13 protein-coding genes are annotated in these 15,133 nt (G+C 72.2%); 10 read left to right on the plus strand and 3 right to left on the minus strand.

The window, feature by feature from the left end; translation table 11 throughout:
* Nucleotides 1-207: 207 nt before the first annotated feature.
* Together ACWEFJ_RS31060 and ACWEFJ_RS31065 are read right to left on the minus strand one after the other, a co-directional pair.
* Nucleotides 208-1,482, minus strand: coding sequence for an ROK family transcriptional regulator (locus ACWEFJ_RS31060; protein ID WP_449715919.1), 1,275 nt, complete (start codon nucleotides 1,480-1,482; stop codon nucleotides 208-210).
* A gap of 374 nt (nucleotides 1,483-1,856) precedes the next feature.
* Nucleotides 1,857-2,441: an EF-hand domain-containing protein gene (locus tag ACWEFJ_RS31065; protein WP_378093481.1), complete on the minus strand. Its 585-nt coding sequence runs from the start codon at nucleotides 2,439-2,441 to the stop codon at nucleotides 1,857-1,859.
* Nucleotides 2,442-2,495: 54 nt separating this feature from the next.
* Between ACWEFJ_RS31065 and ACWEFJ_RS31070 the strand changes: the two genes are divergently transcribed.
* From ACWEFJ_RS31070 to ACWEFJ_RS31100, 7 genes are all read left to right on the plus strand, one after another.
* Nucleotides 2,496-3,554, plus strand: a complete 1,059-nt coding sequence (locus ACWEFJ_RS31070; protein ID WP_449715920.1) for an SDR family oxidoreductase — start codon at nucleotides 2,496-2,498, stop codon at nucleotides 3,552-3,554.
* Entirely contained in the window at nucleotides 3,551-5,230 is a 1,680-nt protein-coding gene (locus ACWEFJ_RS31075; protein ID WP_449715921.1) for a fatty acyl-AMP ligase, read from the plus strand. Before ACWEFJ_RS31070 ends, ACWEFJ_RS31075 begins: the two co-directional genes overlap by 4 nt.
* A complete protein-coding gene (locus ACWEFJ_RS31080; protein WP_449715922.1) occupies nucleotides 5,223-5,468 on the plus strand; it encodes an acyl carrier protein in 246 nt (81 codons plus the stop codon). The genes ACWEFJ_RS31075 and ACWEFJ_RS31080 overlap by 8 nt, the downstream gene beginning before the upstream one ends.
* Nucleotides 5,469-5,786: 318 nt before the next feature.
* Nucleotides 5,787-7,343, plus strand: a complete 1,557-nt coding sequence (locus ACWEFJ_RS31085) for a cellulose binding domain-containing protein (protein WP_449715923.1) — start codon at nucleotides 5,787-5,789, stop codon at nucleotides 7,341-7,343.
* A 152-nt stretch (nucleotides 7,344-7,495) separates the two neighbouring features.
* A complete protein-coding gene (locus ACWEFJ_RS31090; protein ID WP_449715924.1) occupies nucleotides 7,496-8,290 on the plus strand; it encodes an alpha/beta fold hydrolase in 795 nt (264 codons plus the stop codon).
* Between the two features lie 357 nt (nucleotides 8,291-8,647).
* Nucleotides 8,648-10,762, plus strand: a complete 2,115-nt coding sequence (locus ACWEFJ_RS31095; RefSeq protein ID WP_449715925.1) for a PQQ-dependent sugar dehydrogenase — start codon at nucleotides 8,648-8,650, stop codon at nucleotides 10,760-10,762.
* Nucleotides 10,763-10,794: 32 nt separating this feature from the next.
* Nucleotides 10,795-11,808, plus strand: coding sequence for an SMP-30/gluconolactonase/LRE family protein (locus ACWEFJ_RS31100; protein WP_378098263.1), 1,014 nt, complete (start codon nucleotides 10,795-10,797; stop codon nucleotides 11,806-11,808).
* 197 nt (nucleotides 11,809-12,005) lie between these two features.
* Here the strand turns inward: ACWEFJ_RS31100 and ACWEFJ_RS31105 are convergent, their stop codons facing one another.
* Nucleotides 12,006-12,650 carry a helix-turn-helix domain-containing protein gene (locus tag ACWEFJ_RS31105; RefSeq protein ID WP_449715926.1) on the minus strand — a complete coding sequence of 215 codons (645 nt, stop codon included), beginning with the start codon at nucleotides 12,648-12,650 and terminating at the stop codon, nucleotides 12,006-12,008.
* A gap of 136 nt (nucleotides 12,651-12,786) precedes the next feature.
* On the opposite strand from ACWEFJ_RS31105, the gene ACWEFJ_RS31110 reads away from it, so the two are divergent.
* The 3 genes from ACWEFJ_RS31110 to ACWEFJ_RS31120 form a co-directional block, all read left to right on the plus strand.
* The gene (locus ACWEFJ_RS31110) at nucleotides 12,787-13,356 is read left to right on the plus strand and encodes a hypothetical protein (RefSeq protein WP_449715927.1); all 570 of its coding nucleotides are present in this window, start codon (nucleotides 12,787-12,789) and stop codon (nucleotides 13,354-13,356) included.
* Nucleotides 13,357-13,875: 519 nt separating this feature from the next.
* Entirely contained in the window at nucleotides 13,876-14,031 is a 156-nt protein-coding gene (locus tag ACWEFJ_RS31115; RefSeq protein WP_378098257.1) for a hypothetical protein, read from the plus strand.
* 110 nt (nucleotides 14,032-14,141) lie between these two features.
* Nucleotides 14,142-15,133, plus strand: a 992-nt coding sequence (locus ACWEFJ_RS31120) for a lantibiotic dehydratase (protein ID WP_449715928.1), incomplete at its 3' end; no start/stop codon positions are given.

Raw genomic sequence — 15,133 nt, forward strand, 5'->3', positions numbered from 1 at the left:
GCGGCCCGCCGCACGTCCCGCGGGTTCGGGCCAGACCACCGCCGAGGGTTACTCAGTTAGCCGAATTAAGTCAATACCCTGGGCAAACGCCGTCCCGGCATGCCGCAGTGCCGCCGATCGGGCAGGGCCATCCGTCGTATTGACCGGTTAATCAGGCGGCCTAATAATGCGGTCGCGCCGACCCGGGCCCGTGTTCGCCGGGCGCGGTCAGACCTCGCCCGCGGGCCCGGCCGGTCCGGCGACGGCGGCGTGCGGCACGGGGCGCGGCTCGTCCCCGGAGCGGCCCCGGGTCAGCTCGTTCCGCAGGACGAGGACCGCTCCGCCGATCGCCGCCGCGTCCGACCCGTTCACCGACGGCACGACCCGCACCGGGTGCGCCCGCCGGGCGAACAACCGCCGGTCCAACTGCTCCTGGATCACCGACTGGTAGATCGAGCCCGCGACCGCGAAGCTCTGCCCGGCCAGCACGACCGCGTCCAGGTCGAACAGCGCCGCCACGGTGACCGCGGCGTGCCCGAGGTAGCGCGCCGACCGCTCGACCAGCTCACGGGCCTCGGCGTCACCGGCGTTCGCCGCCGCCGCGATCCGCGAGAACTCGCTCAGGAAGTCCTCGCCCGCCGGGTCCAGCGCCAGCCGCCGGGCCAGGCCGGGCGTCGCCAACGCCTGCCGGACCACCGCCGAGGGCCCGGCGTAGTTCTCCAGGCACCCGACGTTGCCGCAGGTGCACTCCTCGCCGTGGACGTCGACCGAGATGTGCCCGATCTCCGCGGTGTTCGAGGAGCTGCCCCGGTACACCTCGCCGGCGACCACCACGCCGCCGCCGATCCCGGTGGCCATGTAGATGCAGCCGTAGGTGCTGCGCGGGTCGACCGCGCCCATCCAGTACTCGCCGATGGCGGCCGCCGCGGCGTCGTTGTCCAGCAGCACGGGCAGGCCCAGGACCTCCGAGAGCCGCCGGGCGACGGGGTAGTCGGACCACTCCTCGGTCGGCTGCGGCGTCAACAGCACCCCCGCGCGCCGGTCCTGCGGGCCGTAGCTGACCAGGCCCACCCCGAGCACCTTGTCGCGCTCCACGGCCGCCGTGGTCAGCAGGGCGTCCACCTGGGAGGCCACCAGCGGCAACGCCTGCTCCGGCGACATCGACGCCACGCCCCGGAACGACGTCCGCGCCACCGGGCGGCCGGCCAGGTCGACCACCACGATCACGCACGCGTTGCGCTCCAGCTGGACGCCCACGCCGTACCGGGCGGACGGGTTGAGCTGGACCAACGTGCGCGGCTTGCCACCCGTCGATGCGCCGCGCCCCACCTCGACCACCAGGCCGTCGCCCAGCAGCTCGCGCACGACCTCGGAGATCGTCGCCCCGGTGAGGCCGGTCGCCGCGGCGAGCTCCACCCGGCTGATCGTCCGCGCGGCCCTGATCACGTCCAGCACCAGGCCACGCGTCTTCGGCCGGCTCGCCCAGACCGGGCTCCTCGCCACGGACCCTCCCTCCGCCGCCTTTGCCAGGTTACTTTACTTACGGTTCACCAGGCGTTGAACGGCGGTCACGGTGCTCCGCGGCGACGCCACCGGCGACCGGCGGCTCCCGCTCCGACCTCCTCCCCACACTGCGACCCCGCCACAGCCCCTGCATCGGTGGACACCGGCACCGAGAGGCGCGGCCGAGAGCCTGAGACCCTGGTCCCGATGCCCCGAGCACGCGGCGCGAAGCTCCGAGCCCTGGAGCGGGGCCAGGAACCCGGAGCCCGGACCGGGGACCGGGGGCCGGGGGCCGGGGGCCGGGGGCCGGGGGCCGGGGGCCGGATACTGCCGGGCGTGGCGCGGACGGAAGGCCCACACCCGACAGGTCCCGGTCAGGCGGCGATCGGGCCGAAGATCCAGTTGCCCCGGGCGTCCTCCGCCGAGCTGCGGAAGAACTGCTCGTTGGCGGCGTGCAGCTCGGCGCGGTCCAGCCAGCCGTTGCCGTCCAGGTCGAGCTTGTCGAACGCGGTGTTGCCCGCGTCCTCGGACAGGCGGAAGGCGCTGGCCGCCATGCGCACGTACTCGGTCCTGGTGATCCGGCCGTCGCCGTCGACGTCCATCAGGTCGTAGAAGGCGTCGGCGACCGGCGCGATGTGGGTGCGGTAGCCGTCGTCCGACTCGGTCACGAACCGGTCCATCCCCGAGGAGTACTCGTCGACGTCGACCCGGTCGTCCCCGTCGGTGTCCATCGGACGGGTGACTTCCTCCCACAGGGTGTTGTAGCGCTCCCGGACGCGTTCGCTCTCCGGCGAGCCCGGCGCGTACCCGAACGCGGTGACGAGCCGGTCCGCGGAAGCCGTGTAGTCCATCCTGTCGATGGTGCCGTCGTCATCCACGTCCAGCAGGGCGAAGAGGTGGGCGAGTTTCCGCTTCAGGAGTTCGTTGAGCATGGCGTGCCACTCTTTCTCCCGGGGCATTGATCCGGCGATACTAACGCTGTTGTCCGCGACGGGGCCACAGGAAGGTTGTCGATGGCAGACCACGTGGTAGATGGCGCCAATGGGTTTGTGGCCTCCCATCTGATCGGCGCGCTCGTGGCGCGCGGCGACTCGGTGATCGCGTTGGCGCGCGCCAGCGGGGAAGTGGTCCGGAGAAGGATCTCCGACGCCTTGACCACGCTGCACCTGAACCCGGACCTGGTGGAGAAAGTGCAGGTCAGACCGTTCTCGCTGGCCGAACCGGAGCTGGGAATATCAGGCCCCGATGTATTTTCCGAGCCTTGCACATATTGGCACAGCGCCGCTCTGATCACCTTCTTCCCGCGCCGCGAGGCCGAGTTGCACGCCGTCAACGTGATCGGCTCGGCCAACGTTGTGGCGGCGTTCACCCGGCACGCGAAACCCGGTTCCCGGTACGTCCACGTCAGCACGGCGTACCAACACGGGACCACGCACGGTAGAGCGTTGGAGAAATGGCCCGAATACGGTCACCCGTCCGAGTTCAGAAATGACTACGAACACTCCAAGAGGATGGCCGAGGTAGCACTCTCCCGGACCGGGTTAGCGCAGCGAGGTGACGTGCTTGTCACTCGATTGGGTGTCATGGTCGGCCACTCCGGAACGGGTCGGGCGTTGACCGACCTCGGGCTGTACGACTTCCTCCGGGTGATCGCCCTGTTCGCGAGGCGCACCCCCGGCCGACGCGTCCGCTTCGTCTGCCACCCGAGGGCCGCGCTGCACCTGACCCCGATCGACGGCACCGTGGACCGGCTGCTGGCCCTGGCGGGCGGCCCGCTCGACCGGCCGGTGCGGCACCTCGTGCCGGCGGTCGCGGTGCCGGTGCCGGACCTGTTCGCCGCGATCTCCGCGCACCTGCCCGTCGAACTGGTCGCCGTCACCGCCGCGGAGGTCGAGGCCGAGCCGTTCGACAGGTTCGAGGCGATCGTCAACATGCGCTGCAAGTTCACCTCCCCCTACCTGCGCTACGAGTACGGGTTCGAGTCCCGCGCGGACGCCGAGCCGCCGCCCGTCACGCCCCGGATCCTCGACCTGCTCATCTCCTGGTACGTCCGCGAGGGGCTGCCCGAATGACGGACTTCGTCACCGGCTTCCGCGCGCGCCCGCGCCCCGACCGGACGGTCGCCTACCTCCCCGACGGCGGTCCGGCGGTCGTGGCGACCCACCTCGAACTCGACCGCCGGGCCAGGGCCGTGGCGTCCTGGCTGGCCGGGTCCGGGATGGCGGGCGAACCGGTGCTGCTGCTCTACCCCGCCGGGCTGGCCTTCCTCGTCGCGTTCCTGGGCTGCCTGTACGCGGGCGCGGTGGCGGTGCCCGCGCCGCTGCCCCTGTCCGGTTCGTCGCGGGTGGACCGGGTGGACCTGCTGCTGGAGGACTCCGGCGCACGCCTGGTGCTCACCGACGAGGCGCACGTGGCCGCGCTGGCCGACCTGTCGGCGCGGACCTTCGACGCGACGGCGCCCCCCGACTCCTGGCGACCGCCGGACGTGGATCCCCGCGCCGTCGCCTACCTCCAGTACACCTCCGGGTCGACCAGCCGGCCGCGCGGCGTCGAGGTCACGCACGGGGGCCTGACGCACAACCTGGAGGTGTTCCGGAGGATCAGCGGCGACGTCCCCGTCCGGCGGATCGGCGGCTGGCTGCCGCACCACCACGACATGGGGCTCGTCGGTCTGCAGTTGCAGGCCCTGCACGCGGGGGCGGACCTGGTCCTGCTCTCGCCGGAGTCCGTGGTCGCCCGGCCGATCCGCTGGTTGCGCGCCATCAGCGACCACCGGGTGGACTGGACGGTGGCCCCGGACTTCGGTTACGCGTGGGCGACGCGCCGGATCCGCGACGACGAACTCGCCGGGCTGGACCTGTCGTGCCTGACGATGGCGGTCAGCGGCGCCGAGCCGATCCGGATCTCCACGCTGGACGCGTTCGTCGACAGGTTCGCGCCGGTCGGGTTCCGGCGCACCGCGCTGAACCCGGGGTACGGGCTCGCCGAGTCCACGCTGGTGGTCACCTGCACGGCGCGCGGCCGCGGCCCGACCGTCCGCACGTTCACCGCGGCGTCGCTGGCCGCCGGCCGGGTCGTGCCCACGCCGGACGCCGCCGGCGTGCCCCTGGTCGGGTGCGGCGAGCCGGGCGACATGGACGTCCGCATCGCCGACCCGGTGACGGGCGCGGCCCTGGACGACGGCGTGATCGGCGAGATCACGGTGGCCGGGCCGAGCCTGGCCGCGGGCTACCACGGCGATCCGGCCGCGACGCGCGCCACCTTCGTCGCCGGCCCGGACGGCCGCCGGCTGCGGACCGGCGACCTGGGGTTCCTCCTCGACGGCCAGCTGTACGTCACCGGGCGGCTGAAGGAGCTGATCATCGTCCGCGGCCGGAACCTGTACCCGCACGACATCGAGTTCGCGGCGCGGGAGGCGCACCCGGACGCGGGCACGGGCGCGGCCTTCGGCGTGCGCGACGCCGACGCGGGCGAGCACGTGGTGCTGGTGCAGGAGGTGCGCCGGGCCTCGCGGGCCGATCCGCGCGAGTTCGCCGACACCGTGCTCGACGTGGTGACCCGGCAGGTCGGCGTGTCCGTGAGCATCGTGGTCGTGCGGCCGGGCACGGTCCGCCGCACCACGAGCGGCAAGGTGCGCCGGGGGCACATGCGGGACCTGTTCCTCGGTGGCGGTCTGCCGGCGCTGCACAGCGTGCTGTCGCCCGCGGTCGCCGCCGTCGTCGCCGACCGGGAGGGGAAGCGTGTCTGACGAGGCGTTGAGGGCGTGGTTGGTGGACACGGTGGCGGGCTACCTCGGGTTGCCCCCGTCGCGGGTCGACGCGGACGTGGCGCTGCGGTCGCTGGGCTTCGACTCCGTGCACGCCATGGGGCTGTGCGTGGACATCGAGGAGCGCTGGGGGATCCTCGTGGACCCCACGCTGGCGTGGGACTTCCCGACCGTCGACGCGATCGTGGCCCACCTGCGCGGTGAGATCGACCGGGCGTGAACCGGGGCGCGGCGCGTTTCCCCGAAATGCGCCGGGACCCCCAACCGCGCCTTGTCGGAATCTTTCTTCCGGCGGTTACGTGGGTGAAGCGGAATTGGGTGCCGCGACCCGGCCGGCTCCCGAAGGTTGAGGTGTTCACGCAGGTGAACGCCCCGGTCCGTTCATCACCGTGAATCTTGTTGCTTGTTTCGCAAGCCTGCGCAATGCTCGCTGGGAGCGCTCCCAGACAGCGGCGTCACCGGTGGTTTTCGCCGTTGTCGCGCGATCGGTGCCGTCGGGGATCGCTGTGGGTCAGTCCTGCTCGCAAGGAGGCGACGCATGAGTCTGCGCATGGACAAGCGCACGAAAAGCCGGACCGCCGGTGTGGCCGCGGCCGTGTCGGTGGCGGCCCTGACCGCCGGCCTGGTGGTGGCGGCCGGTTCCGCCGCCAACGCGGCCGCCGGGTGCCGGGTCGAGTACACGGTGACCAGCCAGTGGCAGGGCGGTTTCGGGGCCAACGTCACCGTGACGAACCTGGGCGACGCCCTGTCGGGGTGGACGCTGGAGTGGTCGTTCCCGGCCGGGCAGCGGGTGACGCAGCTGTGGGGCGGCGAGTTCTCGCAGTCCGGCAGCGCGGTGACGGTGCGCAACGCGAGCTACAACGGCTCGCTGGCCACGGGCGCGTCGGTCACGCCCGGCTTCAACGGCTCGTGGTCCGGCTCCAACCCCTCGCCCACGTCGTTCAAGCTCAACGGCGTGACGTGCACCGGGCACACCACCGGCACCTCCGCGTCCACCTCGACGTCCACGTCCACCTCGACGTCGACCACGACCACGACCACGACCACCACGACTTCCACGACGACCACCACCACGACGACCTCGAACCCGCCCGCGGGCGTCGCGACCGGGTACGCGTCGCAGAACGGCGGGACCACCGGCGGTCAGGGCGGGGCGACGGTCCGGGCCACCACCGGCACCCAGATCCACCAGGCCCTGTGCAGCCGGGCTAGCAGCTCGACGCCGATCACCATCCAGGTCGAGGGCACCATCAACCACGGCAACACCGCCAAGGTCTCGGGCAGCAGTTGCGAGACCGCGGCCGGTGTCATCGAGCTGAAGCGGATCAGCAACGTCACGATCATCGGCGTCGGAGCCGGGGCGGTGTTCGACCAGATCGGCATCCACATCCGCGAGTCCCGCAACATCATCATCCGCAACGTCACCATCCAGAACGTCAAGAAGTCCGGCTCCCCCACGTCCAACGGCGGCGACGCCATCGGCATGGAGAGCGGTGTGCGCAACATCTGGGTGGACCACGTCAACCTGCTCGCGTCGGGCGGCGAGTCCGAGGGCTACGACGGCCTGTTCGACATGAAGGACGACACGCAGTACGTGACCCTGTCCTACAGCACGCTGCGCAACTCCGGTCGCGGCGGGCTGATCGGGTCCAGCGAGAGCGACCGCTCCAACGGCTTCGTCACGTTCCACCACAACCTGTACCAGAACATCGACTCCCGCACCCCCCTGCTGCGGGGCGGGATCGCGCACATCTACAACAACCACTACGTGAGCCTCAACGAATCCGGCATCAACTCCCGCGCCGGGGCGAAGGCGAAGGTGGACAACAACTACTTCAAGAACTCCAAGGACGTCCTCGGCACGTTCTACACCGACGAGGCCGGGTACTGGCAGGTCGGCGGGAACATCTTCGACAACGTGACCTGGTCGCCCCGCGACAGCGAGACCAACCCCGCCGGTCCGGACGTCAAGTCCACCACCACGGTGAGCATCCCCTACGGCTACACCCTGGACCGGACCGAGTGCGTGCCCGACATCGTGAGCCGCACGGCGGGCGCCAACAACGGCTTGAAGGAGTCGAACGGCGCCTGCTGACCCCGGACCCGTGCGGCGGCTGTCGGGCAACGACGCCCGGCGGCCGCCGCACGGCCCTGTCGGCGGGTCGTGCCGGGGCCGCCGGGGGAAGTACGGTGGTCGCCGCCGGCTCGACCGACCGGCGCCGCGGAGCACGTCGCCGGAGGCAGCCCATGACCGACGCGGTCGCGTCGCGGACGTCCGAACTCGTGGTGGACGACGGCACCCGGATCGCCTTCCACCTCTGGGAGCCCGACGCGGGCGTGGAGCCGCACCCCGTGCCGGTCGTGCTGCAGCACGGTTTCTCCGCCCACACCCTCGTCGAGTGGGAGGCCGGCGGCGTGGTCGCGGCGCTCACCGGGGTCGGGCGCAGGGTGGTCGGGATCGACGCGCGCGGGCACGGGTCGTCCGGGAAGTCGGCGGACCCCGCGCGGTACGGCGAGCCGCGGATGGCGCGTGACCTGCGGGCGGTCGTCGGCGCGCTCGGGGCCGAGGCGGTGGACGTCGTCGGTTACTCGATGGGTGCGGTGATCGCCCTGCTCACGGCGGCCGAGGAGCCCGCGGTGCGCAGGCTGGTGGTCGGCGGGGTCGGCGCCGGGGTGGTCGAGGTCGGCGGTGTGGACACCCGCGTGCTGCCCAACGACGTCCTGGCCGACGCGTTCCTCGCCGACGAACCCGGTCCCCTGCCGCCCGAGGTCGCGGGCATGGTCGCGTTCGCCCGGGCGGTGGGGGCCGACTTCCCCTCCCTGGCCGCGCAGGCCCGCGCCGCGCACCAGGGCGGCATCGACCTCGCCGCGATCACGGCCCCGACGCTGGTGATCGTCGGCGACGACGACTCGTTCGCCCGGCGTCCCCACGTGCTGGTCGACGCCATCCCCGACGCGCGGCTCCACGTGGTGAGGGGTGATCACGGCACGACGGTGGGCGGTCCGGGGTTCCGGACGGCCGTGGTGGACTTCCTCCGCTGAGCCTCGATGTTAGCGCTCACGATCGCGTGGTACCCGACCGACGGCCTTGTCGACCGCGAACGCCGTGCGCTACGGTGCCTCTGGGAACGCTCCCAGTCGAACCGACCCGGCGACCACCACGCACCCTGCTCGCAAGGAGGCGAAGCATGGTTCCACGTGCGCAAACCAGCCCTGGGTCGGTCCCGTTCCGCGTGAGACCCGGCCAGGTCCCCTCCGCGACCGCTGTCCGGCGCGTCTAGGAACACTTCCGCTCGACCCCCTTCGGTGCACGTCGACCGCCATCGACGCGGCATTCCGCCGCCTCCCTTTGTTAGCGATAACAAGGCGATTGGCCTTGCGTCCCGTGAGAGGAAGACCATGCGAGATCCCCTCGCGAGCAGGAAGAACGCCGTCCGCCGACCGCGACGCCGAGCGGTCTGGGTGGTGGCGCTGTCGGTGCTCGGCGCCGTGCTCCCGGTCCCCGCGGCGTCGGCCGCCACCGTGGACACCGGCGCCTCGTACGTGCTGGTCAACCGCGCCAGCGGCAAGGTGCTGGACGTGTACGGGCGCAGCACCGCGAACAACGCCCGGATCTCCCAGTACAGCCGCAACGACGGCGCCTGGCAGCAGTGGCAGTTCGTCGACTCCGGCGGCGGCTACTACCGGATCAGGTCCCGGCACAGCGGCAAGGTGCTGAGCTTCCCGTCCACCGCCGACGGCGCCGGCCTCGTGCAGACGACCGACGCGAACCTCGCCGGCCAGCAGTTCCGGTTGGCCGACTCCGCCGGCGGCTACGTGCGCCTGCTCAACCGGGCGAGCGGCAAGGCCGTGGACGTGCTGAACTCCTCCACCGCCGACGGCGCGCGGCTCGTCCAGCTCCCCGACACGGGCGCCGCCAACCAGCAGTGGCAGCTCGTCCGGCTCGGCGCGGACACCACGCCGCCGACCGCGCCCGCGAACCCCCGCACGTCGAACCTGACCTGCACCGGGGTGACGTTCTCGTGGTCGGCGTCCACGGACGACGTCGCGGTGGCCTTCTACGACGTCTACCACGACGGGCAGCTCATGACCTCGGTGCCGGGCACGGCGCTGTCGGCGGACCTCACCGTCAGCCCCGGCGCGACCTGGGGCCTGTACGTCAACGCCCGCGACGCCGCCGGCAACGTGTCCCAGGCCAGCCCCACGGTCACGATCACCGTGCCGCAGTGCCAGGCCGACACCACGCCGCCCAGCACGCCCACCGGCGTGACCGCGACCGCGTCGGGCACCTCGGTCACGGTCCGCTGGTCGCCCGCCACCGACAACGTCGGCGTCACCGGCTACGAGGTCCTGCGCGACGGCGTCCAGGTCGGCTCGACCAGCGGCGCGACCACGACGTCGTTCACCGACAGCGGCCTGGCCGCCAACACGCGCTACGAGTACCGGGTGCGGGCGCGCGACGCGCAGGCCAACCGCTCGACGCCGAGCGCGGCGGTCGCGGTCACCACCGGCGCCGCCTGCGCCACGGCGCTGTGCGCGGTCACCAGGGTCACCACCGAGACCGACCTGCCCTGGGGCCTGACCACCCTGCCCGACGGGCAGGTGCTGTTCGGCCGCCGCGACACCTTCGAACTGGTCCGCCTCGACCCCGCCACCGGCGCGAAGACGGTCGTCGGCCGCGTGCCGAACGCGGCCGGGACCGACGGCGAGGGCGGGGTGCTGGGCATCGCCGTGGCCTCCGACTTCACCGCGGACCCGTGGGTGTACGTCATGCACACCACGTCCACCGACAACCGGGTGGTGCGCATCCGCTACACCGACGGCGCGCTCGCGGGCTCGCCGCAGGTGCTGCTGACCGGCATCCCCCGCAACAAGTACCACAACGGCGGGCGGCTGCGGTTCGGGCCGGACGGCAAGCTCTACATCGCCACCGGCGACGGGCAGAACGGCGAGTGGGCCCAGGACCGCGCCAACCTCGCCGGCAAGGTCCTGCGCATCAACCGCGACGGCAGCGTCCCGTCGGACAACCCCTTCGGCACGCCGGTGTGGAGCTACGGCCACCGCAACCCGCAGGGCCTGGCCTTCGACTCGCAGGGCCGGTTGTGGGAGCAGGAGTTCGGCAACTCGGTCATGGACGAGACGAACCTGATCGTCCGCGGCGGCAACTACGGCTGGCCCGCCTGCGAGGGCACGACCGGCAGCTGCGACCAGCCCGGCTTCGTCGCGCCCAAGCGCACCTACCCCGTGGCCGACGCCTCGTGCAGCGGCATCGCCGTGGTCCGGGACGCGCTCTACATCGCCTGCCTGCGCGGCGCGCGGCTGTACCGGGCCGACATCTCCGGCGACAGCCTGACCAACGTCCAGCAGTACCTCACCGGCTCCTACGGGCGGCTGCGCACCGTCGAGCCCTCGGCCGACGGCCACCTGTGGCTCACCACCAGCACCCGCGGCGACAAGGACAGCATCCCCAACAACAGCAACGAAAGCATCCTGAAGGTCGAACTCGGGCGATGAACCCGGCCGCCACCACGAAAGGGAGTCTCCCCATGACTCACCGCACGACACCGCGCCGCCACCGCACGCGGACGCTCGCCGCGGCGGCCGTCGCCCTCGCGGGCGTGGTCGTCCCCGCCGCGCCGGCCGCGTCCGCCCCGGCGGCGACCGCCTGGCCGTGCACGCCCGGCGCGGTCTACGGCCAACCGTTGCCGGCGAGGTCGGTGACGGCCCAGCTCGTCCGGGGCGGGTTCAGCTTCCTCGAAGGTCCCACCTGGGACCAGCGGACCGGCACGCTGTTCCTGTCGAACATGCAGAACCCCACCGGTCCCCAGGGCGTGCAACCGTCCTCGGTGCTCCGGTTCACGCCGCCGTCCACGGTCGAGACGTTCATCGCCGACTCCGGCAGCAACGGCCTCGCGATCACGCCCGACGGCGCCCGGCTGCTCGCCGCCACCCACGACAACCGCACCGTCTCCTCCTACACCCTGGCCGACCGCGCGCGCACCACCGTCGCGGCGAACTACCAGGGCCGCGCGTTCAACTCCCCCAACGACCTGACCATCGGCCAGGACGGCACCGTCTACTTCACCGACCCCAACTTCCAGCGCGGCAACCGCGCCGACGAGCAGGGCGGCCGGACCAGCGTCTTCCGCGTGCGCAACGGCGTGGTGAGCCTCGTCGACGACACGCTGTCGCAGCCCAACGGCGTCGTCCTGTCCCCCGACGGCCGGACGCTCTACGTCGGCGGCAGCAACTCGATCGTGAAGTACGCGGTCGCCGCGGACGGCTCCACCGGCAGCCGCACCACGTTCGCGAGCATCCGGACGCCCGACGGCGCGACCATCGACTGCGCGGGCAACCTGTACTGGGCGTCGTACGAGGAAGGGCTCGTGCGGGTCTTCTCGCCGTCCGGGGCGCTGCTGGGCACGATCTCGGCGGGCCGCAACACCACCAACGCGGCGTTCGGCGGTCCGGACGGTCGGACGCTCTACATCACCTCCGGCGTCCCCGGCTCGTTCGGCCTCTACCAGGTGCGCCTCAACGTGCCGGGTAACCCGTACTGAGGACCCGACCCGGGGCCGGTGAGCGCGTGCGGGCGGATCGGGATCCGCCGAGTGCCACGCCCCGGGTCGTCGTGCGGGGAGGCGGTGTGCCGCGCGTCGTCGCGGCGCACCGCCTTCGGCGAACCGCGGGCGGTCACGCGCACGCGCGCACGGCGGTCCGGTCACCCTCGCCCGCGATCACCCGCCCCGCCCCGCACTCACCCGACGGTCCGGCCGATCCGCGCGAGGCTCGCGCTGACCAGCCGCGCGGCGTGCCGCACCGCCGGCACCATGGCCGGCACGCGGCGCCGGTCGAGCACCGAGGCGGAGACCGCCCCGACGACCTCTCCCCGACCCGAGTACACGGCGGCGCTCACCCCGGCCACGTCCTGCGAGCACGTCGACTCGTAGGTGCGAAGGACTCCGTCCTCGTCCCGTGCCAGCCGGAACAGTTGTCGCCACGCGCCTTCCGCCGGGAACCTCACCCCGGCGCGCAGCGGCAGCACGTCGTGCGCCTCGCCGTGGCAGGCCCCGACGATGAAGGTGCACTCGCCGTCCGGCACCGCCACGACCACCGACGCCCCGGAGACGGCGGCCGCCAACTGCCGCATCGGGTGCAGCGCCACCGAGCGCAGGTCCGCGCCCAGCCGCCACCCGGACCCGAGCCGGAACATCGCCACCCCCGTCCGGTACCGGCCGTCCCGGCGCTCCACCGCCCCCAGCCGGACGAGCTGGTCCAGCAGCCGGTGGACGGTGGTCTTCGGCAACCCCGTCCGGGCCGCCAACTCGCTCAGCCCGGACTCCCCGGCGTCGATCAGCTCTTCGAGCACCGAGAACGCGCCTTCGAGCACCCCTCTTCCCATGCCGCCCCCTGTTGATCGGTCGGCAATCCCCGACCGCAGTCCGCTGAACGGACCGAATCCTGTTTTCCGGCGTTCCGCCGACGCACTCTTCCGTGGCCGAAGACCTACGGCGTGATTACACCAGGAGGACTTCACCATGCAATTCACACGATTGAGTGGACTGTTCGCTGCGGCGCTCGCCGCTGCCGCGGTCTTCACCGGCACGGCGGCGGGACAGCCCACCGGAACCACGACCGACGGGGCGACCGCGAAGGCCTACGCGAGCGCCTCGGACGGCTTCGAGGGCGACCCGTGGTCCCGGTGGGAGCGCTTCACCAGCGGTGATGCCGCCGCCGACGTCAACTACGGCCAGGGCCTCGCTCACAACGGCGCCAACAACGGCTGGCTGTGGGCCGCCCACGGCTGGGCGGCGGAGCGGTACGGCGTCACCATCGACACCTGGCCGCGGGGCAACTGCACGGCGAGCATCTGGGCGGAGCCGGTCGACGGCGGCGCGCAGGTAGAACTCCAGATCTGGGATCCCAACGGCTGGCGCCTGGTGGCCACGACCGCACCCTGGCTCGCCGGCGACGGCTACCAGCGCATCGTCACGTCCGGGATCAACCTGAACGGCGTGAACAAGGTGTTCGTGCAGGCCATTTTCGGGAACGACACGGGAGCCGGGAAGTTCATCAGGCTCGACGACGTGGCCCTGGAATGCCGATGACCACCGCATCCGCCGGGTGACTGCCGACAAGGCGTGAGCGACGCGCGACCGGTGGCGGCGAACACCGCGCTGCCACCGGTCGCGTGCGACAACTCCCTCCAAATGACCGCACAGCGCACCCGGCCACCCATTTCCGGATCGCCGCCGTTCCACGCATTCGGAATACCGCACTCCCGGCCGGGAAGTCCCGGTTCGAATGACAGCCGACGAACGGCGGACGTCGGGCATCGGCCACTCGGCCCACGAACCCGACCCTCCACAGGCCGCCGACCTGTGAGGAGTGCAATCTACACGAGGTATCGGGCACTTCGCCGCACGTACCGCGCGATTACCCCGAGCACACCCGGTGGGCGTCCGAACAGGGGCACCCGTTCGAACCGATCGCATTCGCCCGAACGACCGGCGCGATTCCTTTCTCGAATCCTTGGAATAGGGTTCGGGGCTCTTGTCGGTCTCCGATCAATCCGCTTAGGGTCGCGGCTGCAATGCCCCACTCCGAACTGAACGAGGGAGGACGCCATGGACTTGACTTTCGACGTCGAGGACCTGGTCCTGGACGAACTGGCCGTGACGACCATCGCCGACGCGACGTTCACGGACGGCGAACCCGCGGTGGCGAGCGTGTCGTGCTCGTGCTGCTCCCACACCCGGCCGCACATCGACACCAAGAAGTAGTCGGTCCGGCCGGTTGAGGCGCGGGCCACCACGGGTCGTGGCGGCACGCCGGTGTTCCACGTCGGGGGCGTCGGTTCCGACGCCCCCGACCGTCCGCAGGGGGAGCGCGTGTGGCCGATGTGATCACCACCGAGTTGGCGTCGCACGTGTTGGTGCGCGTGGCGGCGTTGCCCTACCCGGGATCTCCGGCGGGCGCGGCGGCTTTCCGTGCGGCGATGACGGCCGCGGTCGCAGCGCATTCCCGTGTTCGGGGGCTCGCGGCGGAGGTGACCGACGCGTTGCACGACAGCGCCGGTGGTCACGGTGCCGACTTCCACCGCCGGGTGGTGTTGCCGCTGCGGCGGGATGTGCACAACGACCGTGCTCCCCGTCCCGCGTTGCTGGCCGAGTTGGGTGACCTGCCGGTGCGGGTGCCGTCGGTGGCGCGGTGGTTGGCCGAACGTGCGGCGCTGGACGTGGCGATCGGGGCGGTGGCGGTGGCGTGGCCGGGTGCGTTGGCGGCCGAGCGCGCGGTGTTGGCGGGGTTGTGCGGCGAGGAGTCGGTGCGGTTGGCCGGGGTGGTGACCGGTGCCGATCTGTTGCACGGGCTGGGGCGGACGGCGGTGGCGGGTGGTGTGCCGGATCGTCGGGCGCGCAAGGTGGAGGCGACGGTGCTGCGGTATGCGTTGCGGGCCACGTCGAAGACGAGTCCGTTGTCGTGGTACACGCACGTGGGCTGGGGATCGTGGGGTGACGAGCCGTGGCCCGAAGCGGAACCGGTGGCGCACACGGAGGTGAACCGGCTGTTGCTGGCGCGGTTGGTGGGCGCGTTCCGCGACCGGCCGCACCGGCTCGCGCCCGGCCTGCGCGAGCACGACGGCCGGGTGGTGTTCCGCCGCGACACCCTGGTCGACGCCGGGCCGGACGCCCCGCCGTCACGGGTCGACGTCACGCGCGAGGAGCAGGTCGACGTGGCGGCCACGGGGCCGTTGCGGTTCCTGGTGGCCGTGGCGCGGGACGCCGGACCCGACGGCGTCGTGCCCGCCGCGCTGGTCGAAGCGCTGGCGGCCAGGCTCACCACGCCGGACCCGGACTCCGCCGCCCGTGCCTACGTCGACCGGAT

It is taken from the genome of Actinosynnema sp. NPDC004786 (genome assembly GCF_053601135.1).

Coding starts and splice junctions, on each gene's coding strand:
- ACWEFJ_RS31065 (WP_378093481.1), bottom strand. CDS start 2,441: ATGCCCCGGGAGAAAGAGTGGCACGCCATGCTCAACGAACTCCTGAAG.
- ACWEFJ_RS31070 (WP_449715920.1), top strand. CDS start 2,496: ATGGCAGACCACGTGGTAGATGGCGCCAATGGGTTTGTGGCCTCCCAT.
- ACWEFJ_RS31075 (WP_449715921.1), top strand. CDS start 3,551: ATGACGGACTTCGTCACCGGCTTCCGCGCGCGCCCGCGCCCCGACCGG.
- ACWEFJ_RS31085 (WP_449715923.1), top strand. CDS start 5,787: ATGAGTCTGCGCATGGACAAGCGCACGAAAAGCCGGACCGCCGGTGTG.
- ACWEFJ_RS31090 (WP_449715924.1), top strand. CDS start 7,496: ATGACCGACGCGGTCGCGTCGCGGACGTCCGAACTCGTGGTGGACGAC.
- ACWEFJ_RS31095 (WP_449715925.1), top strand. CDS start 8,648: ATGCGAGATCCCCTCGCGAGCAGGAAGAACGCCGTCCGCCGACCGCGA.
- ACWEFJ_RS31100 (WP_378098263.1), top strand. CDS start 10,795: ATGACTCACCGCACGACACCGCGCCGCCACCGCACGCGGACGCTCGCC.
- ACWEFJ_RS31105 (WP_449715926.1), bottom strand. CDS start 12,650: ATGGGAAGAGGGGTGCTCGAAGGCGCGTTCTCGGTGCTCGAAGAGCTG.
- ACWEFJ_RS31110 (WP_449715927.1), top strand. CDS start 12,787: ATGCAATTCACACGATTGAGTGGACTGTTCGCTGCGGCGCTCGCCGCT.
- ACWEFJ_RS31115 (WP_378098257.1), top strand. CDS start 13,876: ATGGACTTGACTTTCGACGTCGAGGACCTGGTCCTGGACGAACTGGCC.